Here is a 26,086-nt window from a genome sequence, read left to right on the forward strand (position 1 = left end):
GTACTGCAGTGTGGGGAATCAATTCCGACGGATGTTTGGGAACTGGAAAGGAATACAAAAACAGGCGGCCTTGGCCGCCTGTTTTTGTTTGAAGCTTCTTGCCGTAAAGGCGCTAGGGAAAATCAGAGTGCGGGAGCGGATGCTGCAGCTTCTACAACCGGTGCATCGGCCAGCGCTTCACCATCGTCGTTGGCCGCGGCTGCTGCCAGGCGCTGCTCCTCAATGCGGCTGGTCCAGGTCAGCAGGGCCTGGTAGTGGCGGATATTCTGCACGTAGGTGACCGGCTCCCAGCCGCGCGCATAGCCATGCTTCAGGTGCTTGTAGTACTGGCGCTTGGCCAGCAGCGGCAGGTGCTCGCGCACATCAGACCAGCGATCCGGATTGCCACCCATCTGCTGGGTCAGCACACGCGCGTCCTCCAGGTGGCCATAACCGATGTTGTAGGCGGCCAGGGCCATCCAGGTGCGATCGGGTTCGCGGATACGCTCGGGGATCTTGTTTCGTGCCTGCACAAAGTAGCGGGCGCCGCCGTCGATGCTCTGGATCGGGTCGAGGCGGTTGACTCCCAGTTCGCGGGCAGTGGCACGAGTCAGCATCATCAGGCCGCGCACACCCGTGGGGGATTTGGCGCGGGGGTTCCAGTGGGACTCCTGATAACTGAGGGCCGCCAGCAGCTCCCAGTCGAGCTCGTATTTTTGCGCAGCGCTCTGCAGCTCGTCGCGCCACTTGGGCAGGCGGTCGCGGGTGAGCTGGGCGAACGTCTGTGCTCCGCCCACGTTCATTTTGCTTACGTGGCCGAAGTGCAGCTCCCGCAGCTCTGCAACCAGGCCGCCGGTATTTGCCCGCAGCATGAAGTTCCGTGCGGCGCGGTAGAGGGTGTCATCGTCGGCCCGGGGGAAGGCCCAGGATACCGGCTGGAACTGGGTCAGGTTGAACGCGATGTGGGTGTTGGGGTAGAGCCCGCGGTGCACGGCGTAGGCGTTGGAGTCCACCACGGCGTAGTGGTACTTGCCCTCATTGACGAGGTCCACCAGTTCCATGGCGTCCACATCCGATATCTCTTCCCAGGAAAGGCCTTCATAGCGGGAAGATAGCTTGCGTAGCTGTTCTGCGTGAGCGCTGCCGGCGATCACAGCAATATTCTTGCCTGCGAGGTCGGCGACACTGCGTGGGCGGGACTCGCCCAGACGGTAAATGAGTTGCTGGCGAATCTCAAAGTAAGAAGGGGCGAAGCGCACCTGTTCACGACGCTCCGGAGTGACGGTAAGGCCGGCCGCAGCGAGATGGGCACCGGATTCCGGGTCTTCCAGCTCGTTGAACAGGTGGCTCAGGTCGTGCACATCGCGGATTTCGAGTTTTACACCCAGTTCCCGGGCAAACGCCCGCAGCATGCCGTACTCAAAGCCGGTGTAATTGCCGTTGGCATCTTCGTAATAGGTGGTGGGCCCATTCTGGGACAGCACCACCAGCTTGCCGGAGGCTTTCACCTGCTCCAGCAGGCTCGGCGCCTTACTGGCCACCAGCAGCGAAGCACAGCAGGCCAGCGCCGCCCCCTTCAGCAGGCGGCGGCTGTATCGCAACAGTCGGCTTTTCATGATCATAGGTTGTTCCCTCGAATCCGTTCTCTGCTTTATTTTCAGCGCTCCCCGGTGAGGAAGTTCGGCGGGATAGCCCGCGCTGGAGCGCCATTTCCTGCGGGCGGCGGCTCCGTTGCCACCCGCGCGCAAAGCCTGCTGTCTATTATTTGGGCAGGCTTGGGTCAAAAGCGCGGCAATTTTACCCCAAATCCTGGTGCGCTGACCAATCGGCGTGAATTGGTGTGTTTCACTTTGTGACCGATCGGGTTGTTTTGACCCATCAAGTGTAGTACTTGGCGACGCCCGGGGAGCCATGTACGCCAGCCTGAACTACGGCTTGGGTAGATATTGGCGCCAAATGTTGTGCGTCATCGTCGATATGTTCCTTTCGCGCCCTCGAGGCCGGTTTTCCCGCGTAAGCTCATCTTTACTGCTTAAGATAGTTTCGGACAGTGTTGGAGCGGCGGTGCTTCGGGTACAATGCGCGCGCTCCGATTCCCGGTGTACCTGCGCGGCTCCTTCTTTTGACCCTGAAACTTCCGCCCGCAGGCGCTCAAATCCAGACAAGAGGCCAAATCCCGCGATGCTAGTTCTGCGTGGTGCTCCCGCACTGTCGAAATTTCGCCATCAAAAACTCCTCACCCAACTTCGCGCGTTGCAGCCCGCTATTGCTGACGTTTACGCCGAGTTTGTGCACTTTGCCGACAGCGAATCCCTGGGCAAAAAGGACCAGGCGCTGCTGGAGCGTCTGCTGCAGTACGGCCCCACCGAGGAAAAGCATCAGCCGGAAGGCGAGTTGCTGCTGGTGGTTCCGCGCCCGGGTACGATTTCGCCCTGGTCCTCCAAAGCGACGGATATTGCCCACAATGCGGGGCTGACCCAGATCCACCGCCTCGAGCGGGGTGTTGCCTACTACATTACCGGGGTCAAATTAACCGAAGCTGAACGGGGGGATCTTGTCGCCCTGTTGCACGACCGCATGGTTGAGAGCGTGTACTCCGAGATGGAGCAGGCCGAGCAACTGTTCCTGGTGGAAGACGCACGGCCGATGAACCGTGTGGATGTGCTCGACGGCGGCCGCGAGGCACTGGCGAGAGCCAATGTCAGCCTGGGCCTGGCGCTGGCGGACGACGAGATTGACTACCTGCTGACCAGTTTCGAAGAGCTGGAGCGGAACCCCACCGACGTGGAGCTGATGATGTTCGCGCAGGCGAACTCCGAGCACTGCCGCCACAAGATTTTCAATGCCAGCTGGACCATCGACGGCGAAGAGATGCCGCATTCCCTGTTCGGCATGATCAAGAACACCTACCGCCTGGGCGGTGAAAATGTCCTCTCGGCCTATGCGGACAACGCCGCTGTAGTGGTCGGGCACGAGGCCGGCCGCTTCTACCCGGACCCAGAGACCAAAGAATACGGCTTCAGCCAGGAAGCCATCCACCTGCTGATGAAGGTGGAAACCCACAATCACCCGACCGCCATCGCGCCGTTCTCCGGTGCCGGTACCGGTGCTGGCGGTGAGATTCGCGACGAGGGCGCGGTCGGCCGCGGCTCCAAGCCCAAAGTGGGCCTGACCGGCTTTACCGTGTCCAACCTGCAGATCCCGGGTGCCCTGCAGCCCTGGGAAGTGAACTACGGCAAGCCCGAGCGCATCGTCACTGCGCTCGACATCATGATTGAAGGTCCCATCGGTGGTGCCGCGTTCAACAACGAGTTCGGCCGCCCCAACATCTGCGGCTATTTCCGTACGTTTGAAGAAGACTTCAACGGCGAGCGTCGCGGCTACCACAAGCCGATCATGCTGGCGGGCGGCTACGGCAACATCCGTGAAGATCACGTCGACAAGCCGGAGTTCAAGCCCGGTGCCAAGCTGATCGTCCTCGGTGGCCCGGCCATGCTGATTGGCCTCGGCGGCGGTGCGGCTTCCAGTATGGCCAGTGGCTCCAGCTCCGAAGACCTGGACTTCGCCTCGGTGCAGCGCCAGAACCCGGAAATCGAGCGCCGTTGCCAGGAAGTTATCGACCAGTGCTGGCAGCTGGGTGCCCACAACCCGATCGCCTTTATCCACGATGTGGGCGCTGGCGGCCTGTCCAACGCCTTCCCTGAGCTGGTGAAAGACGGCGGCACCGGTGGCAACTTCGAGTTGCGCAACGTGCCTTCCGACGAGCCAGGTATGAGCCCGCTGGAAATCTGGTGTAACGAATCCCAGGAACGTTACGTTATGGCGGTAATGCCGGACGACCTGGAGCGTTTTGAAAAGATCTGCGAGCGCGAGCGCGCCCCCTACGCGGTGGTGGGCGAAGCCACCAGCGAGAAGCACCTGACCCTGAACGACAAGCAGTTCGACGCCAAGCCGGTAGACCTGCCCATGTCCGTGCTGTTCGGCAAGCCGCCGAAAATGCACCGTGAGGCGACCAAAGTCGAAGTCGAAACTACCGCCTTTGATACCAGCGGCATCGACCTGAATGAAGCCGCCGAGCGCGTATTGCGCCTGCCCACTGTGGCCAGCAAGAGCTTCCTGATCACCATCGGCGACCGCACCGTAACCGGCCAGGTGAGCCGCGATCAGATGGTCGGCCCGTGGCAGGTACCGGTAGCGGACTGCGCCGTGACCACCGTGGCCTACGACAGCACCAAGGGCGAAGCCATGTCCATGGGCGAGCGCACCCCGGTGGCGTTGCTGGACGCGCCGGCGTCCGGCCGTCTGGCGGTGGGCGAAGCGATCACCAACATCGCCGCGGCCCCCATCAAGCAGCTGTCGGATATCAAGCTCTCTGCCAACTGGATGTGTGCCGCTGGCCACCCGGGTGAGGAAGAGAAGCTGTACCGCACCGTGGAAGCGGTGGGTATGGAATTGTGCCCGGAATTGAACATCACCATCCCGGTGGGCAAGGACTCCATGTCCATGCGTACCGCCTGGAATGATGGCGGCATCGACAAAGCGGTGACGGCACCGCTGTCCCTGGTGATTTCTGCGTTCAGCCCGGTCACCGATGTACGCAAGGTGGTAACGCCGCAGCTGCGTAAAATGAGAAAGGGCGAGAGCGAGCTGATTCTGGTGGATCTCGGCGCAGGCAAAAACCGCCTCGGCGGCTCCTGCCTGGCACAGGTCTACAACCAGTTGGGTGACAAGCCTGCCGACCTGGACGACGCCAAGCGCCTCAAGGGGTTCTTTGAGGTGATGCAGGAACTGCTGGAAGAAGAGAAAGTCATCGCTTACCACGACCGGGCCGACGGTGGCCTGTTCGCCACCCTGGCGGAAATGTGCTTTGCCGGTCGCGTGGGGGTAGACGTAGAAATCTACGACCTCGGCGATGACACGATTGCCTCGCTGTTCAGCGAAGAACTGGGTGCGGTGCTGCAGGTGCCGGCTGCCGATGCGGACATGCTGGCAATGCGCTTCGCCTCCGTGGGCGTTCCCGCGCACCGAATCGGCGAGCTGAACGAAAACGAAACCCTGCGTATTACCCGTGAAGATCAAGAGATCTTCAAGCGCAGCCGCGCCGAGCTGCAGCAAATATGGTCCGAGACCAGCTACCGCATTCAGTCTCTGCGCGATAACGCCGATTGTGCCAAGCAGGAATTTGATGCCATCGCCAAGAGCGCCAAGGAAGATCCGGGTCTGTCGGTCAAATTGTCTTACGATATCAACGAAGACATCTCAGCCCCTTTCATCAAGAAAGGCGTGCGTCCGAAGGTTGCCATCCTGCGAGAGCAGGGCGTCAACAGCCAGGTGGAAATGGCGCACTCGTTCCACCGCGCGGGCTTCAATGCGGTTGACGTGCACATGAGCGATATTCTTTCCGGCCGCGTAAAACTGGACCAGTTCCAGGGCCTGGTGGGCTGTGGCGGCTTCTCCTACGGTGACGTACTCGGCGCCGGTGAGGGCTGGGCCAAGACCATCCTGTTCAATGACCGTGCCCGCGACCAGTTCGAAGGCTTCTTCAACCGCAAGGACACCTTTGGCCTTGGCGTGTGTAACGGTTGCCAGATGTTCTCGGTGATCAAGGAGCTGATCCCCGGCGCCGACCACTGGCCGCGCTTTGTGCGCAACCTGTCCGAGCAGTACGAGGCGCGCTTTGCGCTGGTGGGGGTGGAAGACTCCCCGTCGGTACTGTTCAAGGGCATGGCCGGTTCCTATATGCCGGTGGCAGTGGCCCACGGTGAAGGCCGCGTTGAATTCGCGGACCAGAAGGCGCTGGAAGCCTGTGAAAAATCCGGCACCATCGCCATGCGCTACCTGAACAATAACCAGCAGATCACCGAGACCTATCCGGCCAACCCCAATGGCTCGGTCAACGGTATCACCTCGCTGTGTTCCGAAGACGGCCGCGTGACCATCATGATGCCGCACCCGGAGCGCGTCGCCCGCGCGGTCAGCAACAGCTGGCACCCGGACGACTGGAAAGAGGACTCCGGCTGGATGCGCCTGTTCCGCAACGCACGGGTGTTTGTCGACTGATTGACTCGCCCCGACTGCCATAAAAAAGCCCCGCTTCGCCGGGGCTTTTTTGTGCATGCCGTGTTGCAGGAACCACCTGGTAGCCGGCGTGTGGCTGGGCTCCCTCTGCGACATCCCCCGCCTGCGCATGTTAGGGTGGTATTAAGTGCTAATCGCAATACTTCGCGGGAGGAGAAATGATGGATACTCGGGAGCCCGCTTTCAAAATGCCTCCGGTGCGGGAAACCGCTCGCGGCAGCCTGCGGCGGGTGGGGTTCGAGCTGGAGTTTTCCGGCCTGACCTTGCAGGCTGCCGCCGAAGCGGTAGCTGCGGCCCTCGGTGGCGAGTTGGAGCAGGACTCGGCCGCGGAAATGTCTCTGAATCACGAGCACGGCCGCTTCAATATTGAAATCGACTGGGATTTTCTGAAACGCCGCGCTGCCGAGACCGGGGCTAAAGAGGGCGGTGATGGGTGGCTGGACCTGTTGAGCCAGGTGGCCGTCCTGGTGGTGCCGGTTGAAGTGGTTTGCCCACCCCTGCCGCTGGATCAGCTGGCAACGCTACAGCCGCTGGTGCCGGCGCTGCGCGACGCCGGTGCCCGCGGCACCGAGGAGTCGCTGATCGCGGCCTACGGTGTACATATCAATGCTGAGATTCCCCGTCTGGATGCAACAACCCTGATCGCCTATCTGCGTGCTTTTGCCCTGCTGCAATGGTGGCTGGTAGATGCGCACAAGGTCGATATTGCCCGGCGTGCCAGCCCCTATATCGATCTTTATCCGGAGGCTTATGTGCGATTGCTGTGTGAGCACACGCACCCTTCCATGGATGATATTTTTACTGATTACCTACAGCACAATGCCAGTCGCAATCGCGCGCTCGATCTGTTGCCGTTGCTGGCGGAAATCGATGAGCAGCGGGTGCGCCGCACCATCGACGATCCGCGTATCAAGCCGCGTCCGGCATTTCATTATCGTTTGCCCAACTGCCAGATTGAAAAGAGTGACTGGTCTCTGGCCAGTGGCTGGAATACCTGGTGTGTCGTTGAGGCTCTGGCGGCGCAACCCGAGCTGCAGGCAGCGCTGGGCGAGGAATTTTTGTCGCGTAGCCAGCCGCTGCTGGGTGTCAATCGAAGTAAATGGATTGAATTTGTTGAACAATGGCTAAACGACCACGCATTGGTGTAACGGGTACCGCGCGGCGCTGGTCGCCGGGGTGGTGGTGCACTGCTGCCGCGTTGTGGCTTGCGGGCGCCATACCGGAGCGAATCAGCGTACTACACGAGCCCTCCGGCAAGCCTCTTCACGGCATGGTCATCGGTGGCGGCGATGACATTGGTCCCGAGCACTACGGCGGCGATCTGCATGAAAAAGTGAAGTCCGATCCCGAGCGTGACCGTCTGGAGATTCACTGGATCAACTATGCCCTGGAACAGGAGCTGCCACTGCTGGGGATCTGTCGCGGTGCACAACTGATCAACGTTGTGCTTGGCGGGAACCTGCATGGGGATATCCGCGCCCTGCGCCGGCAAACGTACAACCGTCCTGGTCTGTTACCTACCAAGCAGGTTTTTCTGCAGCCGGATTCCGCCGTGGCGCGGCTTACCCGGCGGCGCAAATTACGGGTTAACAGTCTCCATCATCAGGCGATCAACAACCTGGGAAGGGGCCTGCGGGTAGTGGGGCGTGACCTGGATGACTTTACCCAGGCTGTGGAAAGCGATCGCGGACGTCCCATCATCGGCGTGCAGTGGCATCCCGAGTACCTTTTCTATTTGCCTGCACAATTCGCCCTGTTTCGCTGGTTGAGAAACCAGGGGGCGAAGTGATCAGTTATCTGGTGCTGTTCGCATCTGCTTTTCTCGCCGCGACCATTCTGCCGTTTTATTCCGAGGTGGTGCTGTTTGCGCTGCTGCGCGATGGGGGGGATCCATGGCTGCTGGTTGCCGTCGCCACGCTAGGCAATACCCTGGGAGCGGTGGTGAACTGGTTGCTGGGGCGTTATCTGCTGCACTTTCAGGACCGGCGCTGGTTCTATTTTTCCCACAAGCAGATTGCCAGGGCACAGGAGTGGTTTCAGCGCTATGGCTTCTGGTGCCTGTTGCTGGCGTGGATGCCGGTAGGTGGCGATGCGTTGACCCTGATCGCTGGCATTATGCGGGTCCGCTTGTGGCTGTTCATTTTGCTGGTGGGGATTGGCAAGGGCTTGCGCTACATCTCCGTGGTTTTCCTGCAGCAGTCCTCTGTGTTTGGCTAACCCAGAGCACGTTGCCATGAGCCCGGATGATGTGATTCCGATGATGCAGAAGGGCGACGAGGGGTTCCGCAGCGGCAAGATGCAGTAACACGACTACCTCGCGCAAAAGCGCGCCAGCGCCAAGGGCCAGTTTCCAGCAGCGGCAATTCTGAATTATATCGATGCGCGAGGAGCTCTCGAGGGATGAAAACGCCGCTGTTCCGGGCGTTTTTTTATTTCTTTGCTACACTTAAAACAATAACCGCAATAACGTTTCACGTATGGCAGCCATACCGCAACCTCTGGCTGAGTACATCAGCCCGCTTCCCACCAGCCCCGTGAGCGACTACTACCGCTCCGTCGAATTATTTTCGGGGATTTTTCACCAGAGCCCCGTCGCGGAAATCAGCCCCAGTGGTATACCGCCCACCTGAACGTCGATGGTGGCCGGGCGGCGCCTGCCCGTCAGCGGCACGGCGGCAAGCGTGATCGTGAATTGCGTATCGAGTTCAGGGAACCTCAGAGAAGGAGTGCATCATGACGTATAACGAAGAACTGGTCGATAAGGTCCGCGACTTGCTGCCCAAGGAAGACGGGCTCAGTGAGAAGCAGATGTTCGGGGGCCTGGCATTTATGCTCAATGGAAATATGGCCTGTGGCGTAGTCGGCGAAGAGCTGATGGTGCGGGTGGGGCCGGACAACTATCAGGCCGCACTGGGTGAGCGCTATACACGCCCGATGGATTATACCGGGCGGCCGCTTAAGGGCATGGTCTATGTCGAAGAAGATGCGATTGCGGAAGACCTCGATGGTTGGGTCTCCCGTGGTGTGGAATTTGCCGGCTCTTTGCCGCCCAAATGAAACGTTAACAACAAAGATCACACGCAAAGCGGGCTGCTGCCCGCTATGGCATATTGCTTCCCTGTCATCACCTCTCTTTCGGTAGATCGCCGGTTTGGATCGCTTTGGGATCGTCCAGCTGTGAAGGATCGGCGATCCCCTCCACTTCAATGGTCAGGTGGAATACCTGCGGGCAGCGCCGTTTAAGCTCTGCTTCCAGCGAGTCGATCAGTTGCTCCGTCGCCTCCAGTGTCGCTTGGATCGTGGCACGGGTTTCCGCATAGTCCACCACTGCATCGGTGCGCCGGTGTTCCGGTACCCGCGCGAGCAGTTCCTGCGCGTGAGAGGCAATGCGCTCTCGCATATACAGCATCAGCACTTCCTCACGTACTTCGACCTCTGCCACCACCACCGTATGTGTATCGTCCACGATCACGGAGCGCAGGTCGTGATAGCGTTCAATCTCGCGGCGTTGCTTGAGAATATCCTGAAATATGCGCTCGGCATCGTGATCGCGGATACTGGTGAGGTAACGCATATTGATCTTGCCAAGGAAAATCGCCGTCAGGCCCAGCATCAAGGCAATCAACACGGAGAACCCGATATCCCAGATGGGATTGCCGGTAGTTTGAGTCAGGCCGATACCGGTGGCCGCGAGAATTACACCGGTGACGGCGATGCTATCTTCCAGCAAAACTGCGATCAGCGTCGGATCATCCGCCGATGCCAGATATTTGAAGGGATTCCGTTTTCCCTCCGCGCGCATACGGGATAAGAATTCTTTCCCCGCCACCATGAGCACATAGCCTTCCAGTACGAATGCAATCACCAGCACCACGGCTGAGATCCATACCGGCGCGATTTCAAAGCCGAGAATAGAAATGGCGTCGGGCCGCTCAAAGTGTTCGAGTTTGTGCCAGGCGTGCCAGGCGTGGGCCAGGCCGAGCCCGCAGCCAATGGAAAACAGGCCAATCGCACTCCACAGGTTCCACAGATACTTTTTTTGCCCGTGGCCAAAGGCGTACTGCCGGTCCGCAGGCTGCTCACCGCGTTTCAGGCCGATCAACAGAAAAATCTGATTGAGCGTATCCATCAGACTGTGAACCGCCTCATTCATCATTGCCGCGGAGTGGGTAACCAGCGCGGCGCCGGCCTTCAATACCGTGATGATGCCATTGACGCAGATCGCGTACAGCACGGCTTTCTTCGAGCCCTGAGCCATAAGTCCCTCATATGCCGGAAGGTGAAGTAGATCCTTAGCGAATCATCCTCGCGCCAGTCCGGAAGCTGACGCAGGGGAACACTAGATTATACGAAACGGTTTGGTTTACAACGCGCGGCAAATGATTGCAGTGCCAGCACAGTAGAGCAGAGCAGCGCAAGAAACGGCCGTGTCTATACTTGCTGCGACTATCTATCGATACACCTGTTTGCCGCAGGCATAGGAACCACCAGAGGCTTGAATGATGAAGATACAACGCGGACTATTCATGGCATTGGTTTTGTCACTGTTTGCGGTCGCGTCCCAGGCGGCGGAAAAACCCAATATTCTGATCATCTGGGGAGATGATGTCGGCATGTGGAATATCAGCGCCTATCACCGCGGCATGATGGGCGGATCCACGCCGAATATTGATCGTATCGCGGACGAGGGCATGATCTTTATGGATCACTACGGCCAGGCCTCTTGTACCGCAGGGCGCGCGGCCTTTATCACCGGCCAGTACCCGATGCGTATCGGCCTCAGCACCGTCGGATTACCCGGTGCCAAGCAGGGGCTGCAGGAAGAGGTACCGACGCTCGCGGAAATGCTCAAGGCGCAGGGCTACACCACCGGTCAGTTCGGAAAAAACCACCTCGGCGACCGCGATGAACACCTGCCGACGAATCATGGTTTTGACGAATTTTTTGGCATCCTTTACCACCTGAACGCCGGTGAGTACCCGGAGCAGTACGACTATCCAAAGGACCCGGAGGTACAGAAAAGGCTGGGATTGAAAATGCGCGGGGTTATCCATTCGAAAGCCCTCGCCGGCGGCAAACAGGAAATCAAAGACCTGGGGGCCTGGGGGCAGGAGCGCCAGCGCAACCTCGATCAGGAAGTGCTGGAGCAGTCCATGCGTTTCATCAGGGATGCCGTCAAGGCCGGCAAGCCGTTCTTTGTGTGGCACAACACCACCCGTATGCATTACCGGACCAACCTGAACAAGGAGTATGAAGGTAAAAGTGGTTATGGCGTTTACGCCGACGGGATGATGGAAATGGATGATGATGTGGGTGAGTTACTGGACCTGATCGAGGAGCTAGGCGTCGCCGACAACACCCTTGTCATGTTCTCTACCGATAACGGTGCCGCCTCCAACTCCTGGCCAGATGGTGGCAACCAGCCGTTCCACGGTGAAAAGGGTGCTGGTGGCTGGGAAGGTGGGTTCCGCGTACCCATGCTGGTCAAATGGAAAGGACATATCCCGGCGGGAGTTTCCACAGGTGAATTCATGACCATGGAAGACTGGGTGCCGACCATCATGTCGATCCTGGGAGAAAAGGATCTCAAAGAGAATCTGCTCTCAGGTACGAAAATCGGTGGCAGAAAGTATAAGGCGCACCTGGACGGCTACGACCAGACCGACCTGCTACTCAATAACGGCAAGTCCAAGCGTAAAGAATTCTACTACTTCACCGAAACCACTTTCCACGGCATGCGCTACGGTGACTGGAAATTACTGTTCATCGACCAGGAAGAATGGTTCCGGGGAACCCAGGAACCATTGTCAACTCCCTACATCATCAACCTGAAACTGGATCCATTTGAACGGTTTATTCATGCCCGCGGCTACGACGAATGGGCGGAAAACCGCAGCTGGATCCTGGGGCTGGCGGGCCCCAAGATCGCCGAGTTCGTGAGAAGCTTCGAGAAGTTTCCGCCAACGCAGAAGAGCATGTCGGTACAGGTTGGGGATGTCAGCAAAACGATTAACTCGCAGGCGGTGAGCCGATAATTACCGAATAGATCTTGTGCGGTTTAACAGGGAAGGCATCATGAATAAGTATGGGATTGCGCTATCGATTCTCGCCGCCGCCATTGCGCTGTCGGCGTGCAGCGGTGAGCGGGAAAATAGCGCCGCACAAGAGGCCGATATCACAAAGAGTGAGATGGCGGCGGAAGGTAAACCGCAGGTCGATGGCTCTGTGCAGACGGACACCGGCAACGCGGCGCATAACGAGCAGATCATCGGTGAGGAGTTCGGACGGGATACACAAATTGCTGCCAGCGATTCTGGCGCGAGTGCAATGAGTTACCCCACGGAAGCCTACTTTGGTGATACCCATGTTCACACCGGCTGGTCCGCCGATGCCGGTATGGACGGTGCCATCCTCACGCCGGAGGATGCGTATCGCTTTGCCCTGGGTGAGGAGGTGAAATCCAACTCGGGGCTCAACGCAAAATTGAGCCGTCCCTACGACTGGTTCATGATCACCGATCACTCCGATGGTATGGGCGTGATTAACGAGCTGGTCGCCGGCAATCCCGAGATGATGGCGGATGAGACGCTCAAACGCTGGAATGAGGCGCTCACCTCTGGTGACGAAAAGAAGGCGGCCGCGGCCAAGAGTGAACTGATTGTCATGCAGTCCCAGGGCAAGCTGCCCAAGGAAGTGATGGATCCCAAGTGGATGAAATCCGCGTGGGAAAAGACCGTGGATGCGGCGGAGAAATTCTACAAGCCCGGTGAGTTCTCCACCTTTATCGCTTACGAGTGGACGGTAAACGCGGACGGCGGTGACAACCTGCACCGCAATGTGATATTCCGTGATGACGCCAGTAAGACCCGCAGTCTGCTGCCCCTGACCACCTTCGAGACCCAGGACCCGGAAAAACTCTGGGCCTGGATGAAAGCCTACGAAGACAAGACCGGCGGGCGGGTACTGGCAATCCCCCACAATGGCAATATGTCCAACGGTCGCATGTTTGAGGAAAAGCGCTTCGACGGTTCGCCGATGACTAAGGAGTGGGCCGAAATGCGCGCGCGCTACGAGCCGCTGTACGAGGTAACCCAGATCAAGGGCCAGAGCGAATCCCACCCCAGCCTGTCACCGGAAGACGAATTCGCTAACTGGGACCTGTGGGACCGCGGCAACCTGATCCTGAAACCCAAGCCGCCAGGCTCTTTCCCTTACGAATACTGGCGCCCGGCGCTCAAGGCCGGTTTGCGCCTCGAAGCCGAGCTGGGCACCAATCCCTTCCAGTACGGCGCCAACGCCGGCACAGATACTCATACCGGCCTGTCCACCGCAGACGATGACAATTTCTTCGGCAAGTTCAAAACCCTTGAACCCAGCAACAAAACCCGCTGGGATTTCCCCCTGCTGACCGGACCCACCGACAATTATATGGGCTGGGAGCAGGCCGCTTCCGGTGTGACCGGCGTGTGGGCAGCGGAGAACACGCGTGAGGCCATCTGGGACGCGATGATGCGCAAGGAAACCTTTGCCACCACCGGCCCGCGTATGACGGTGCGCTTCTTCGGTGGCTTTGATTTCGAACAATCCGATGCTCAAGGAGACCTGGCCGCTGCGGGATATGCGAAAGGTGTTCCTATGGGCGGAAAGCTCAAGGGCGACAAGGGCGGCAAGCGAATCAAGTTTCTGGTCGCGGCGATGAAAGATCCGGAGGGTGCGAACCTGGATCGGGTGCAGATCATCAAGGGCTGGGTAGATGGCAATGGTGATACCCACGAAAAGGTCTACAACGTCAAATGGTCCGGCAATCGCAAGATGGATGGCCAGGGGCACATCCAGCATGTGGGCGATACCGTGAATCTCAAAAATGCCACCTACAACGAAGACATTGGCGACGCACAGCTGTATGGATATTTTGAGGACAAGGAATTTAACCCCGCGCACAAGGCGGTGTACTACGTGCGGGTGCTGCAGATTCCCACCCCGCGCTGGACCCTGTACGACAAGGTCCGTAACAAGATCCAAATGGACAAGAAGGTGCCGCTGGTACATCAGGAGCGCGCCTTCTCCAGCCCGATCTGGTACACCCCTTAGTACGTCATCTGGCATAACGAAAAGGGCCCGCAGCTTGCTGCGGGCCCTTTTTTCTTGCTCACTTATTGCCAATCAGTTGCTACCGCCGGCACCAGCTTTTAGCTGCTCCTCAATTTTCTTGAGGTTAAAAGAGCCGGGGGTCTGGCTGGGTGGATATTCCTCCATCGATTTGAGGAACTTGGCTGCCATCCCCTGCATGGGTACCAGCACGAATGCGCGGTCCAGGAACCAGTCATTGTACGTATTGGCATTGTGCTGGGCGCGCTCGAACGGGTCGCGGCGCAAGTTGAACAGCAGCGGCACTCGCAGTTCAGTAAACGGCTCGCGCCAGACTTCGAATGCCTTGCCGCGGTTTTCCAGGAATACGGCCTTCCAGGCATCGTAGCGCATGGCCACAATCTGGCCATCATCGTTCACATAGATGAACTCACGACGGGCTGATTCGTCTGTCTTGCCGGTGAAGTAGTCCAGCTGATTGTGTCCGTCGATATGGTTTTTGTAGCTGCGACCATTCAGGCGGACGCCTTTCAGCAGTTTTTCGGTGATATCCGGAGCACCGGCAACGGCGGCGAGGGTTGGCAGCCAGTCCTCGTGAGCGACGATGCCGTTCAGGGTTTTGCCCGCGGGGAATTTGCCAGGCCAGCGCACAAAGGCGGGTACCCGGTAGGCGCCTTCCCAGTTCGAGTTTTTCTCACTGCGGAAGATGGTGGTACCTGCGTCCGGCCAGGTATTGAAGTGTGGCCCGTTATCGGTGGAGTAGAACACGATGGTGTTGTCTGCGATCTTCAATTGATCCAGCAGATCCAGCAGCTTGCCCACGTGCTGGTCGTGTTCCACCATACCGTCCTGGTATTCATTGCCAGTAGGGCCAGAGAGACCTTTGTGCTCCTCCTTCACATGGGTGCGGAAGTGCATGCGCGTGGCATTCCACCAGACAAAGAAGGGTTTTCCGGCATCGACCTGCTGCTTGATGAAGTCCATGGCCGCGGCCAGTGTTTCCTCATCAATCGTTTCCATGCGCTTCTTGGTGAGCGGACCAGTATCTTCAATTTTGCCATCCGCGGTTGCCTTGATAACCCCGCGCGGACCGTATTTTTTACGGAATTCCGGATTTTTCGGGTAATCCCGGTTTTCCGGCTCTTCCTCGGCATTCAGGTGGTACAGGTTGCCGAAGAACACATCGAAGCCGTGATTGGTCGGCAGGTGTTCATCGCGGTCCCCCTGGTGGTTTTTACCAAACTGACCAGTGGCGTAGCCCTGACTTTTCATCACGGTAGCGATGGTCACGTCGCTTTCCTGCCAGCCCTCTTTGGCACCCGGCAGGCCGACCTTGGTCATGCCGGTGCGGACCGGCACACTGCCGCTGATAAAGGCGGCGCGCCCGGCGGTGCACGATTGCTGACCGTAGTAATCCGTAAAAGAAAGTCCTTCTTTGGCAATGCGGTCAATGTTGGGGGTCATATAGCCCATCATGCCCTTGCTGTTAGCGCTGATATTCCACACACCGATGTCGTCACCCCAGATCACCAGGATATTGGGTTTCTCCTGGGCCTGGGCGGCGGTGTTGCAAACGGCGAGCAGTGCCGCCGCGGTAAGCGAAATCGGCACTTTGAGCAGGCGCCGCAAGCTGAGTTGTTTCATGGTTTCCTCCGGGCTGTGGGTAGGTTTGTTTAACGGATGTATCAAGGGAGGGGGGACTGATGGTGTTTGCTACTGCTTGTCGAAAGGAAAGACGACTTTCCAGTCTTTTTGCATATCGATTACGGTCCAGCCTTTTTCTTTCGCGTCATCAAGGCCCTTGTTGAGCTGGCCAATGTGGGATTTGCGGTCGTAGGCCCACTCGCGCTTGGCATCGGTGTGATGCAGGATCAGGCCGAAGCGAGGACCATCGCCAGAGGTGGCCCACTCCAGCATTTGATAATCGCCATCGGAATTACCTGCCACAAAGATCGGGCGCTGGCCGATATACTGGTGAATACCCACCGGTTTGCCTTCCTTGTCGTCGATCAGGTTGATTTCCGGCAGCTTGATGATCGCGGGTTTGCCGTTGTGGACTTCGTATTTTGCCTTGAGGCTGGAGCCCACCACCTGATCCGGGGGAATACCGTAGGTCTCTTCGGCGAAAACTCGCATAAAGTCCACGCCGCCGCCGGAGACAATAAACGTCTTGAAGCCATTTGCGCGCAGGTAATCCATTAGCTCCAGCATGGGCTTGTAGACCATTTCATTGAAAGGCTTGTCGGTTTTCGGGTGGCGCGCGGTCTTGAGCCAGCTTGCCACATTCGCCTGGAATTCCTCCGCCGTCATATTGGCGTGGGTGGCGGCGATGATTTTCATCAACCCTTGCTTTCCGCTGGCAATGACGCTCTTCATGTCGCCTTTAATCACGGAGGCGAACGGCTCCTGGGATTTCCACTCCGGATGATCCGGAGCCATCTTTTTTACCTGGTCGATTGCATAGAGCAATTGGAAATATACGGGCTGTTCCGCCCACAGGGTGCCGTCATTGTCGAAGGTGGCGATACGTTCACCTTCCGCCACAAAGTCCGGAGAACCTTCGCGAGTGACGGATTCCACAAAGGTGGTAATCGCCTTTTTGGTGTCGCCATCGTTCCAGGAGGGGAGCGGGTCCGCCAGGGCGGTTGCCGGTATGGCCAGCACAACGAGCGCTGCCATTAAGGCCCGGCGGAGAGGATTCAGAATGCGCATATGACTTCCCAAGGTACTGCAGTGAAGTGTTTGCGTGATTTGTTGCTTCTTAAACTTTAGTTCGTGTTTTTCTACCGGACGGCAGAAGCACGATAATTTTTTTTCATAATATGGGCGGGGATAACTGAACTGGTCAGTTCAGCGTGCATCGCGCGGATTGAGCGGTGGCAGGGCGTTGCGGCCGCGGTGCACGCGGTTTTGGGTGGCGAATGCGTCGACCGCCTGTTCAAGCTGTTGCCACAGTGGGTCGGCAGACACAGAGGCGGCGGTGTCACCGTACTGAGCGCGCCCCAGGGCCAGTAAGGCTTTCGATATATCCGAGCCCCGGTAGTCGGGACGGGTTTCCAGTTCGATGGAGATGGCAAGGGCGGTCGGGTAGTCACGATCTTTCGCTGCGCGCTTGAGTTGCCGCAACACATCGGCGCCGCCGGCGCGCCGTCGGGCTTCGCGGCGCTTGTGCAGGCGGGCGACCAGTAACGGCAAGCAACGCCACGCCACCCACCCCAGCACGCCGAGCAGGGCAGCGGTCAATAATAGCTGGGTAGGGGAAAAGCGGCTGGCCAAGGGGGCGCCCTTGACCCTGACCTTGACCGCCTCCACCGTGCTGGTCTGGATACTGCCATCGTCCAGGTCGTACCACTGAAGTTCGATGGCTGGCAATTCCCCGCGAGTGGACGACTCGGCCACGTAGGTGATTTTTTCCTCGCGAACCCCGCCGTCCTCCCGTTCACCGGCCCCGTTATCAGAGGCTTTGGGTGTGTCCGCATAGGCCGCGATACCCGCTGGTGCACCGGTGTCGAGCAGCTGGGGCACGAACATAACGGTGGAGCCCTGGATCTTTGCGATGACCGTGCGGCTGAAACTGTCGCCCGGACGCAGCTGCTCGGGGTCGCCCTCGACCTGCTGCTCGAGTTGCAGCTCCCGTGCGGCGATATAGGGTTGCAGTTTCTCCGCGCCCTTTGGCGGGATGACCGTGAGTGTTTCCGCGGTAAGGGGGGCCTTGTGAACGATGTCATTGGCGCCATCCGGATTTCGGTAATGCACTTCCAGGGTGGTCGGTGGTAACACAAATGTTCCCGGCGTTAGCGGCACCAGCTGATAGTCGCGCACCACGCCTGACCAGGTGCTTCCATTGATGGTCGCACTGGTCGACACGGTGGATCTCTCGGGGAGCTTGACCGAGAGGTTGGGGCGGTCGAACGCCGGCAGGTCTACCGGCTTGGTCAGCCAGGTGGGTACCAGTATCGTGATACGCAAGGTGACCGACTGCCCCGGGACAATGTTGGTTTGCGACAGCTCGGTCCGCACGATGGGTTTGGCGGATGGCTCGGCCGCGGATTGTGCGGGCGGCTGTTGTCCGGGATTTGTCTGTGCAATAACCGTCGCAGCCGGTAACAGCCACGCCAGCAGAAAAGCCAAAAACAACGTCGGGTATATTGTTGGGGGCAGGGATGCGCTCACGGTGTGTCTCCCCGTTGTGGCGCTTGCTGTTGCGGCGCTTGCTCTCGCGCCTGCCCCTGTTTTTCTCCGCCCGCCGCTTCCAGCGCAAAACGCTGCTTCATAAATTCACTGGTGCTGGTATCCAGCGTCGACATCCACTGTTCGGGATTGACTTCGGTCTGGCTGGACGGTTTGTCCGGCGCTTCGACTTGTTTCTGCTGTTGCTTGTCGTAGCTCTCTTCGTCGCTCTGCGTCTGCTCGTCTTTCTCCTCCTCGTCGCCGCGGGATTTCTGCATATAGGTGAAAATCTCTCGTGCCAGTTGCAGGTTCTTCCCTGCGCCAGGGAAGTCCGCGTCCATCTGCAGCACCTGCTCGAATCCGGCGATGGCGTCCTGGTACTGGCCGCTTTTCACCTGCGCCATGGCGCGGGTGAATATCGCCTCGGGGCTGTCCAGCGTGGCGAGGGTATTGGCGGCGTCCTCGTAGTGGCCAGCTTGATACTGGGCATAGCCGCGTCTATAGGGTTCGCTAAACGCATTGGCGGCGCGGGCGTACTCCTTGCGCACCATCAGCCACTGGCCCAGCTGATCCGGTGTAAACAGCCGGGAGAGGAAGGCACTCTCCGGTGGTGCGGGGTTACTGGCGACACTCGACGTCGGGGACTGGGCAAGGGCGTCGGGCGCGGAAAGAGAGTTTGCGAAGCCGAGGACTCCCAGGATGAGGACCAGTGCTTTTCCCGTGTGCGTGACGGCCTGCTGGCGCAGCCCCGGCTGTGCCGGCAACACCCAGCCGCGGCGGAACCACAGCAGCATCAGTAGTGCCGCCGGCCAGGCCAGCCACCAGCCGCGATCGTCCCACTGCCGGTTATTATCCTTGGCGAGGGCCTGCTGGAAGCTGCTGTCGAAGTAACGCACAAGGTTGTCGACATCGTCACTGTCCGGTGTGACGCGGGTTACGCGTGCATCGCGCACTTGCGGCACGCCGGGGATGTCGGCATTTCCCGGAAGCAGCACCAGAAATCCCAGCCCATTATCGCGGTCCCGCTGATTGAAGGCGGCGATGTCACCGGTATCGAGTCCGTCGGTGAGAAACAGGATGCCACCGGGCGTCTCCTGTTTTTGCAGTATCTCCTCGGCGAGTTTCAATGCGGCGGCAGCGTTGTTCCCGTCGACCGGCATCACTTCTGACTGCAGTCCTTCTACATAGGGGCGCAGCAGGTTTTCGTCGGTGGTCAGCGGTACCACCCGGTGCGCGCTGCCGGCGTAGGCGACCAGTGCGGTAGGTGCGTCGTCCCGGCGCTCCAGCAGGTCGTAGACTTTTTGCCTGGCGCGCTCCAGTCGGCTGGGAGGAACATCCTTCTCGTCCATGCTCGGATTGACCTGCATCACCACTACTAGTGGCGCGGTGCGCGCCATCAGCGGATCGGGCAGGCGTGTCCAGGTGGGCCCTGCGGTCGCAAGGGCGAGTAACGCCAGCAGGGCGGCAAGGCCATCGACGGGGCGAAAGCGCGGCCAGCGGCGCGTGTGTTGTTCGCCAACGCTCAGAGCGCGGGCCAGATGCGGTGCGACCGCACCGGGCAGGCTGCTGCGTTTTTTTTCGCTGCTGACGCGCAGCCACCACCAGATCAGTAACACCATCGGCAACACCAGCAGCCACGCCGGGCGCAGAAAATGAAATGCGCTGATCCATACGCTGAGTTCGCTCACCGTGTCACCTCGCGCGGTGTGCGGGATTGGCCGAGCAGGTGTAAAGCAAAGCCCAGCAGTGACAGCACCAGGGCGATGCCCAGTGGCCAATGGGAAAGGTTGCGATGGGGGCGGTAGGTTTCGCTGTCGACTTTTTTCGGTGCCAGTGCGTCTATCTGCCGGTAAACACGGGCGAGCGCCTGCTGATCATTGGCGAAATAGAATTCGCCACCGGTGCGCTCGGCAATTGCCTTGAGCGTTTCTTCATCCAGCCGGTTTTCCGATTCACCCTGCGGGTCGCCCACACCGATGGTGAGAATCTTTACCTGGCGCTGGGCGGCGATGGCGGCGGCATTGATCGGGCTCATGCTGCTCGCGGTGTCGCTGCCATCGCTGAGCAGAATCAGCAGGCGCTGCTTGACCTCGCTGCTCTCAAACTGGCGGATGGCGAGGCCGATCGCGTCACCCAGCGCGGTGTGCGGCCCGGCCATGCCCACTTCGGTCTGTTGCAACAGTTCCAGTACGGTTTCCAGGTCGGTCGTGAGAGGGGCCTGCACAAACGCCTTGCTGCCAAATACGATGAGCGCCACGCGCTCGCCCTCGCGGCCCTTGAGGAATTCGGCCAGTACGCCTTTCACCCCCGCCAGTCGCTGCTGTCGGCTGCCGTCTGTGTCGATAAAGTCGGTCTGGTCCATCGAGCCGGAAATATCCACGGCGAGAATCAGGTCGCGTGCTGGCTTCTGGAGTGTCACCGCTTCGCCCTCCAGCTCCGGTCGCGCCAGCGCAGTGGCAATCAATAGCCAGGTCAACACGCCCAGAACCAGTTTCCACAGACTGCGGCCGCGCACGATGGACCCGGAGCCGGGAGTGAGGCTCAGATGCTCGCTGATACGCTGGAAAAAAGGCACCCGCAGGGCGTCAATTCTCTGGCGATACGGCGGTGCCAGTCGCCATACCAGAAGTGGCAGGGGTATCAGCAGAAATACCCAGGGTGCGGCGAAACTCAATCCGCTCACGGTGACACCTCCGGGGCGCCTTTTTGTGCTGCGGAGTCGTCCGCCGAAGGCTCGATAGTCGCTTTGTGGGTGCGGATCCAGTGGCGCGCGGCGGCGGCCAATGCGGCGTTTGGCGGGCAAGCGGTATAGGCGCCGCGCAATAGTGCTTCTCCCACGTCGCCGCGGAATTCGTCCCCCGGGTACTGCCGGTTCAGGAACGCCAGCCAGGCGGCGCCGGTGAGTCCCGCTACCTGTTGCCGGGGGTAGACCGCCAGCGCGGTGCGGCGTAACAGTTCGGCAATCGCGCCCGGATTATTTTCCACCGTGCGCAGGGTGTTCAGCGCGGCGCGTCGGTAGGCGTTTTTTCGGTAGTGGCGCCAGGTGCGCCAGGCGAGATAGATTGCCAGCAGGAGTACACCCGCCAGCAGGGATCTGGCGAGGGGAGTTTGCGGCCACAGGGAAATGGCCTCCGGTACAGGCGGTGGCACCAGCTGTGCAATCAGGTCCGGCAGTGTGGTTTCGGTATTTGCAGCGGTGCCCGGTTCAGTCTGTGCCACTGGCGTCCTCCCGCACGCTCGCCGCCAGCCCCAGCAGACGTCGCAGCTGCGGCAGCGTTTCTTCACCGGCGGACAGCGGGGCCAGCGGAATACCGTAGCGCTGGTGCCAGCGGTCTATGGCGGCGTGGCGCTCCCGACTGAACTGGTTCATGGCAGCGTGTATCTGTCTGTCCCGGGTATCCAGGGTCGCCTGGCGGTCGCCATCGGAAATGGCGCTGACAAAATCCGTCGGCATTTCATCCGCGCTGGGGTCTGACACTGGTACCAGTATCACATCGTTATGGCGGGCGAGCCCGGCGAGCAGGCGGTCGCTGGTGGGGCCGATCACATCGAAATCACTAATCAGCAGTATCAGGTGATCCCGCCGCGCCATATTGGCCACCGACTGCAGCACCGTGTCCAGTGATGTGGGGGCCTGCGCGGGGGCGTCTGCGTGCAGTGCTGCATTGGCGTCTGCCAGTTCGGTGAGAAAGCGGGTGAGCGCGCGACGGTTGCGTTTGGGGCGCTGGGCATAGAGACCGGCGTCGCGAACTACTATGCCGCCGACGCGGTCGTCCTGGTGGAGCACCGCAAAGGCGACCAGCGCTGCGGCTTCTGCGGCAGTGACGGATTTCATTGCGTGCTCGGTGCCAAAAAACATCGACATGCGCTGGTCCACCACAATCAATACGGGGCGATCGCGCTCCTCGGTGTACACCCGCACGTGGGGCTCGCCGGTGCGCGCAGTTACGTTCCAGTCGATCGCGCGCACATCATCCGACGGCCAGTACTCCCGCAGTTCCTCGAAGTTGAGACCGCGCCCGCGCAAGCGGGAACTGTGTCTGCCGGCGAGCACACTGCGCGCGGGCTGGCGGGGCAGCAGCTTGAGTGTCTGCGCCGGGCCCTCGAGAGCCTGCAGGTGGGTCAGGTCCACGTGAATACGCGGGTCTGTGCCAGGCTTCACGGTGGCGGCGGGGGTGGCCAACCCGGTGCGGCTTCGATTGCGGTTGCGAACGGAGAAATTGAACATGGCGTGTTGCTCGCTGCCGCCGGTCAGGGCAGGGCGACCTGCTCGAGCAACTGGTCGATCACCCGGTCGGTGCTGATGCCTTCCCCCTGAGCTTCGAAGCTCAGTCCCAGGCGATGGCGCAGGCAGTCGTGGATCACCGCATGAATGTCCTGCGGGTCCACGTAGTCGCGACCTTCGAGCCAGGCGTTGGTGCGCCCGCATTTGTCCAGTGCGATGGAGCCTCGCGGGCTGGCCCCAATCTCGATCCAGCGCGCCAGCTCGTCCGAATAATTTGCCGGGTGGCGGCTGGCCTCGACCAGGTCCGCCATATAGCGGCCCATGGCATCGGAGACATGGATCGCCGCAATCTCCCGGCGGGCGTCAAACACGGCCTGCTGTGGAATGACGGTGGAACCGGTGGCGGGCTCCGCTGGCATTGCGGTGGGTCCGGTTGCCGAGGCCCCGGCCGCGGCAATTTCCTCCCCGCGTACCAGCTCGATTACCGACACCTCATCTTTCACCGGCGGGTAGGTCATTAATACGTGCATCAGGAAGCGGTCCATCTGTGCTTCCGGCAGCGGATAGGTACCTTCCTGTTCGATAGGGTTCTGGGTGGCCATCACCATAAACAGTGGTGGCATTTTGTGGGTCTTGCCCGCAACGGTGACCTGACGCTCTTCCATCGCCTCCAGCAGGGCGGACTGCACCTTGGCTGGCGCGCGGTTAATTTCATCGGCGAGGACGATATTGGCGAAGATGGGGCCGGGGTGAAAACGAAATTCGGATTTGTGTTCATCCCGGTAGAGCATATCGGTACCAGTCACATCAGCGGGCAGGAGATCCGGGGTGAACTGGATGCGGCTGAAATCTGCTTCCAGATTTTTTGCCAGGGATTTGATGGCGCGGGTTTTTGCGAGACCCGGCAGCCCTTCGACCAGCAGGTTGCCGTTGGCCAGCAGACCGATAATCAGCCGCCGGATTACTTCCCGTTGGCCGATAATGGAGTGGCCTATGGCCACTTCCAACTGTTCTATCTGTTCTCTTGCGGCCATGTCCCTACCTAAAAACGACTCCTTTCTATACGCTAGCAGAGGCCCGTATTATGGGCGGTGTATGGCACGCTATACTTGCAGCCAATAACACCATAACACCGGAGATTTCATGCGTTTTCCCTGGTCGATTCTGTTGCTGCCTCTGTTGCTGTTGCTTGCTGCCTGTGACAAAAACAGCGACACGGAACAGGTTTCTGCGGACGCGTCCTACCGCCAGCAAGGGGCGAAAAAAAGCGCGATCGAACCTCCTTCCGGTGAACAACGCACGGCATCGGCGGCTTCCTCCGGCACCACAGCGGTTGACGCGGGTTATGTTGGTGCCGAGCAATGCGGAAGCTGCCACCAAGCGGAATTTGACGACTGGAAAAAATCCCACCACGACCTGGCGATGAAAGTGCCAAACGAAACTACCGTGGTCGGGGATTTCAACAACACCTCCTTCAAGTATTACGGCACCGAATCGCGGTTCTATAAAAAGGACGGTAAATACTTCGTGCGCACCGATGGCCCGGACGGAGAGCTGCACGATTACCCGGTGGCCTATACCTTCGGGATTCATCCCCTGCAGCAGTACCTGATTGCACTGCCCGGTGGGCGCCTGCAGGCGCTGTCGGTTTCCTGGGACTCGCGCAGCAAGGAGGAGGGCGGGCAGCGCTGGTTCCACCTGTACCCGGATGAGGAAATTAAACCCGGCGACCCGCTGCACTGGACCGGTATCAACCAGAACTGGAACTTCCAGTGTGCCGATTGTCATTCCACCAACCTGCACAAAAACTACAACGCGGACACCGAGAGCTTCGATACCCAGTGGGCGGAAATGAATGTGGGCTGTGAAGCCTGCCATGGTCCCGGGGAAAAACATGTCCAGTGGGCGGCATTACCGGAAGTGGAAAGGTCCGTGCTGAAGCACAGCGGTTTCGAGGTGAGCTACCGCGAACGTCTGAAAGCGCACTGGAACATGGACCCCAAAAGCGGTATTGCGCATCTCAAAAATGTGGACATCAACACCCAGCAGGAAATCTCGACCTGTGCCCAGTGCCACTCCCGCCGCGGTACCCAGTTCCCCGGTGCCAAGCCCCACGACAAATTTCTGGACTTCTTCCACCCGGCATTGCTGGATGAAAACCTTTACCACGCCGATGGCCAGATCGACGATGAGGTGTACGTGTGGGGATCCTTCCTGCAGAGCAAGATGCACGGTGCCGGCGTTACCTGCAGCAACTGTCACAACCCCCACAGTCTGAAAACCCGTGTGGAGGGTAACGGCCTGTGCGCCCAGTGCCACATGCCGACCAAGTTCGATACCGCAGAGCACCACTTTCATCCGCAGGGCAGTGAGGGTGCACAGTGTGTGAGCTGCCACATGCCCACCAAAACCTATATGCAGGTAGATGCGCGGCGGGATCACAGCTTCCGCGTGCCGCGTCCGGATCTGTCGGACAAGATTGGCAGTCCCAATGCCTGTATTGGTTGTCATGTCGACGAGAGCAATCAGTGGGCGGCGGATATCCTGCAAGAGAAATTTGGCGCACCCGATCCCCACTATGGTGAGGCTATCCACGCCGGTCGCACTGGCGCGCCGGATGCAGAAGGTCGGCTGTTGAAACTGGTGATGGACGACACACAACCGGAAATCGTGCGGGCCACGGCGGTCTCACTGCTGCCCAGCTACCTGTCTCAGACCAGCGCTCAGGTATTGCAGGTGATTGCCCAGGGCGATTCGGAATTGCAGCACCTGGGCATGGCGCGCGCTCTGGACCGGGTGCCGCAACAGGTGCGCCCGGCGCTGGCGATTCCACTGCTGTACGAGGATGAGCGGGTGACGGCCGCACTGGCCGGAGACGCCCTGGCCGGTGCTCCCATGGGCGGCTATCCGGAAGAGGTTGGCAAGCGTTTTAACGCGGCAATATCGGATTATGTAGCTGCGGCGGAATTCAATAGCGATCGCCCGGAAAGCCTGGCCAATCTCGCGGCGCTGCGCGCCCGCGAGGGCAACCAGGCTTCCGCGGAGCAGCTCCTCAGCCAGGCCATCGAGCTCGCCCCTTACTACACACCCGCGGTGATTAACCTGGCCGACCTGTATCGGGCCAGTGGCCGGGAGTCGGACAGTGAGACGCTGTTGCGCGAAGCCATGGACCACTCCTACGACAAGGCGCCACTGCAGCACACATTGGGGTTGAGCCTGGTGCGGCAGAAAAAAATGCCGCAGGCACTGGAGATGTTGCGCACTTCCGCCCATGCGGATTCCGCGACGCCGCGCTATGTGTATGTGTACGGGATAGCCCTTAACTCGCAGGGGAAGCCTCAAGAGGCTATTCGCGAGCTGGAACAGGGGCTGGAGCGCTTTCCCGGCGACCGTCAGATTTTATCGGCGCTGGTGTCGATTCACCATGAGCAGGGCAATGAAGAGGAAGCCAGGCGCTATCAGCAGCAGTTGCAATAATCTGCATAAGAGCAATAAAAAAGCGCGGCCACTGGCCGCGCTTTTTTATTTCGGGGGGATTGATATTGA

General features: G+C 59.7%; 18 protein-coding genes. 8 read left to right on the forward strand and 10 right to left on the reverse strand.

Annotation, left to right across the window (positions count from 1 at the left end; translation table 11 throughout):
• Nucleotides 1-122: 122 nt before the first annotated feature.
• Complete coding sequence (mltF, locus tag GTQ55_RS06705; protein WP_161858037.1) at nt 123-1,601, reverse strand: membrane-bound lytic murein transglycosylase MltF; 1,479 nt, start codon at nt 1,599-1,601, stop codon at nt 123-125.
• A 559-nt stretch (nt 1,602-2,160) separates the two neighbouring features.
• Between mltF and purL the strand changes: the two genes are divergently transcribed.
• The 5 genes from purL (at nt 2,161) to GTQ55_RS06730 (ending at nt 9,114) form a co-directional block, all read left to right on the forward strand.
• Entirely contained in the window at nt 2,161-6,039 is a 3,879-nt protein-coding gene (gene purL, locus GTQ55_RS06710) for a phosphoribosylformylglycinamidine synthase (RefSeq protein WP_161858038.1), read from the forward strand.
• A gap of 176 nt (nt 6,040-6,215) precedes the next feature.
• Nucleotides 6,216-7,205, forward strand: a complete 990-nt coding sequence (locus tag GTQ55_RS06715) for an amidoligase family protein (RefSeq protein ID WP_237567862.1) — start codon at nt 6,216-6,218, stop codon at nt 7,203-7,205.
• A complete protein-coding gene (locus GTQ55_RS06720; RefSeq protein ID WP_161858039.1) occupies nt 7,178-7,846 on the forward strand; it encodes a gamma-glutamyl-gamma-aminobutyrate hydrolase family protein in 669 nt (222 codons plus the stop codon). Before GTQ55_RS06715 ends, GTQ55_RS06720 begins: the two co-directional genes overlap by 28 nt.
• Complete coding sequence (locus tag GTQ55_RS06725) at nt 7,843-8,274, forward strand: YqaA family protein (RefSeq protein WP_161858040.1); 432 nt, start codon at nt 7,843-7,845, stop codon at nt 8,272-8,274. The genes GTQ55_RS06720 and GTQ55_RS06725 overlap by 4 nt, the downstream gene beginning before the upstream one ends.
• A 516-nt stretch (nt 8,275-8,790) precedes the next feature.
• Nucleotides 8,791-9,114 carry a TfoX/Sxy family protein gene (locus GTQ55_RS06730; protein ID WP_161858041.1) on the forward strand — a complete coding sequence of 108 codons (324 nt, stop codon included), beginning with the start codon at nt 8,791-8,793 and terminating at the stop codon, nt 9,112-9,114.
• A 67-nt stretch (nt 9,115-9,181) separates the two neighbouring features.
• On the opposite strand, the gene GTQ55_RS06735 is transcribed toward GTQ55_RS06730, so the two are convergent.
• Entirely contained in the window at nt 9,182-10,315 is a 1,134-nt protein-coding gene (locus GTQ55_RS06735; protein WP_161858042.1) for a cation diffusion facilitator family transporter, read from the reverse strand.
• 241 nt (nt 10,316-10,556) lie between these two features.
• Between GTQ55_RS06735 and GTQ55_RS06740 the strand changes: the two genes are divergently transcribed.
• Nucleotides 10,557-12,092 carry an arylsulfatase gene (locus tag GTQ55_RS06740; RefSeq protein ID WP_161858043.1) on the forward strand — a complete coding sequence of 512 codons (1,536 nt, stop codon included), beginning with the start codon at nt 10,557-10,559 and terminating at the stop codon, nt 12,090-12,092.
• Nucleotides 12,093-12,132: 40 nt separating this feature from the next.
• A complete protein-coding gene (locus tag GTQ55_RS06745) occupies nt 12,133-14,148 on the forward strand; it encodes a DUF3604 domain-containing protein (RefSeq protein ID WP_161858044.1) in 2,016 nt (671 codons plus the stop codon).
• A 72-nt stretch (nt 14,149-14,220) separates the two neighbouring features.
• Here the strand turns inward: GTQ55_RS06745 and GTQ55_RS06750 are convergent, their stop codons facing one another.
• The 8 genes from GTQ55_RS06750 to GTQ55_RS06785 all read right to left on the reverse strand — a co-directional run bounded on the left by GTQ55_RS06750 (nt 14,221) and on the right by GTQ55_RS06785 (nt 23,574).
• Entirely contained in the window at nt 14,221-15,789 is a 1,569-nt protein-coding gene (locus GTQ55_RS06750; RefSeq protein ID WP_161858045.1) for an arylsulfatase, read from the reverse strand.
• Between the two features lie 69 nt (nt 15,790-15,858).
• The gene (locus tag GTQ55_RS06755; RefSeq protein ID WP_161858046.1) at nt 15,859-16,824 is read right to left on the reverse strand and encodes an HAD family hydrolase; all 966 of its coding nucleotides are present in this window, start codon (nt 16,822-16,824) and stop codon (nt 15,859-15,861) included.
• 171 nt (nt 16,825-16,995) lie between these two features.
• The gene (locus GTQ55_RS06760; RefSeq protein ID WP_161858047.1) at nt 16,996-18,318 is read right to left on the reverse strand and encodes a BatD family protein; all 1,323 of its coding nucleotides are present in this window, start codon (nt 18,316-18,318) and stop codon (nt 16,996-16,998) included.
• Nucleotides 18,315-20,003, reverse strand: coding sequence for a VWA domain-containing protein (locus GTQ55_RS06765; protein WP_161858048.1), 1,689 nt, complete (start codon nt 20,001-20,003; stop codon nt 18,315-18,317). Before GTQ55_RS06765 ends, GTQ55_RS06760 begins: the two co-directional genes overlap by 4 nt.
• Nucleotides 20,000-20,998 carry a vWA domain-containing protein gene (locus GTQ55_RS06770; protein WP_237567863.1) on the reverse strand — a complete coding sequence of 333 codons (999 nt, stop codon included), beginning with the start codon at nt 20,996-20,998 and terminating at the stop codon, nt 20,000-20,002. The genes GTQ55_RS06765 and GTQ55_RS06770 overlap by 4 nt, the downstream gene beginning before the upstream one ends.
• Nucleotides 20,995-21,534, reverse strand: coding sequence for a DUF4381 domain-containing protein (locus GTQ55_RS06775; protein WP_161858049.1), 540 nt, complete (start codon nt 21,532-21,534; stop codon nt 20,995-20,997). The genes GTQ55_RS06770 and GTQ55_RS06775 overlap by 4 nt, the downstream gene beginning before the upstream one ends.
• Nucleotides 21,521-22,543, reverse strand: a complete 1,023-nt coding sequence (locus tag GTQ55_RS06780) for a DUF58 domain-containing protein (RefSeq protein WP_161858050.1) — start codon at nt 22,541-22,543, stop codon at nt 21,521-21,523. The genes GTQ55_RS06775 and GTQ55_RS06780 overlap by 14 nt, the downstream gene beginning before the upstream one ends.
• A 23-nt stretch (nt 22,544-22,566) precedes the next feature.
• Nucleotides 22,567-23,574 carry an AAA family ATPase gene (locus GTQ55_RS06785; RefSeq protein WP_161858051.1) on the reverse strand — a complete coding sequence of 336 codons (1,008 nt, stop codon included), beginning with the start codon at nt 23,572-23,574 and terminating at the stop codon, nt 22,567-22,569.
• Between the two features lie 109 nt (nt 23,575-23,683).
• Between GTQ55_RS06785 and GTQ55_RS06790 the strand changes: the two genes are divergently transcribed.
• The gene (locus GTQ55_RS06790) at nt 23,684-26,017 is read left to right on the forward strand and encodes a tetratricopeptide repeat protein (RefSeq protein WP_161858052.1); all 2,334 of its coding nucleotides are present in this window, start codon (nt 23,684-23,686) and stop codon (nt 26,015-26,017) included.
• The last annotated feature ends 69 nt before the right edge of the window (nt 26,018-26,086 follow it).

Source organism: Microbulbifer hydrolyticus, from assembly GCF_009931115.1.
Taxonomy (GTDB): Bacteria; Pseudomonadota; Gammaproteobacteria; order Pseudomonadales; family Cellvibrionaceae; genus Microbulbifer; species Microbulbifer hydrolyticus.

Coding starts and splice junctions, on each gene's coding strand:
- mltF (WP_161858037.1), bottom strand. CDS start 1,601: ATGATCATGAAAAGCCGACTGTTGCGATACAGCCGCCGCCTGCTGAAG.
- purL (WP_161858038.1), top strand. CDS start 2,161: ATGCTAGTTCTGCGTGGTGCTCCCGCACTGTCGAAATTTCGCCATCAA.
- GTQ55_RS06715 (WP_237567862.1), top strand. CDS start 6,216: ATGATGGATACTCGGGAGCCCGCTTTCAAAATGCCTCCGGTGCGGGAA.
- GTQ55_RS06720 (WP_161858039.1), top strand. CDS start 7,178: ATGGCTAAACGACCACGCATTGGTGTAACGGGTACCGCGCGGCGCTGG.
- GTQ55_RS06730 (WP_161858041.1), top strand. CDS start 8,791: ATGACGTATAACGAAGAACTGGTCGATAAGGTCCGCGACTTGCTGCCC.
- GTQ55_RS06735 (WP_161858042.1), bottom strand. CDS start 10,315: ATGGCTCAGGGCTCGAAGAAAGCCGTGCTGTACGCGATCTGCGTCAAT.
- GTQ55_RS06740 (WP_161858043.1), top strand. CDS start 10,557: ATGATGAAGATACAACGCGGACTATTCATGGCATTGGTTTTGTCACTG.
- GTQ55_RS06745 (WP_161858044.1), top strand. CDS start 12,133: ATGAATAAGTATGGGATTGCGCTATCGATTCTCGCCGCCGCCATTGCG.
- GTQ55_RS06750 (WP_161858045.1), bottom strand. CDS start 15,789: ATGAAACAACTCAGCTTGCGGCGCCTGCTCAAAGTGCCGATTTCGCTT.
- GTQ55_RS06755 (WP_161858046.1), bottom strand. CDS start 16,824: ATGGCAGCGCTCGTTGTGCTGGCCATACCGGCAACCGCCCTGGCGGAC.
- GTQ55_RS06780 (WP_161858050.1), bottom strand. CDS start 22,543: ATGTTCAATTTCTCCGTTCGCAACCGCAATCGAAGCCGCACCGGGTTG.
- GTQ55_RS06785 (WP_161858051.1), bottom strand. CDS start 23,574: ATGGCCGCAAGAGAACAGATAGAACAGTTGGAAGTGGCCATAGGCCAC.
- GTQ55_RS06790 (WP_161858052.1), top strand. CDS start 23,684: ATGCGTTTTCCCTGGTCGATTCTGTTGCTGCCTCTGTTGCTGTTGCTT.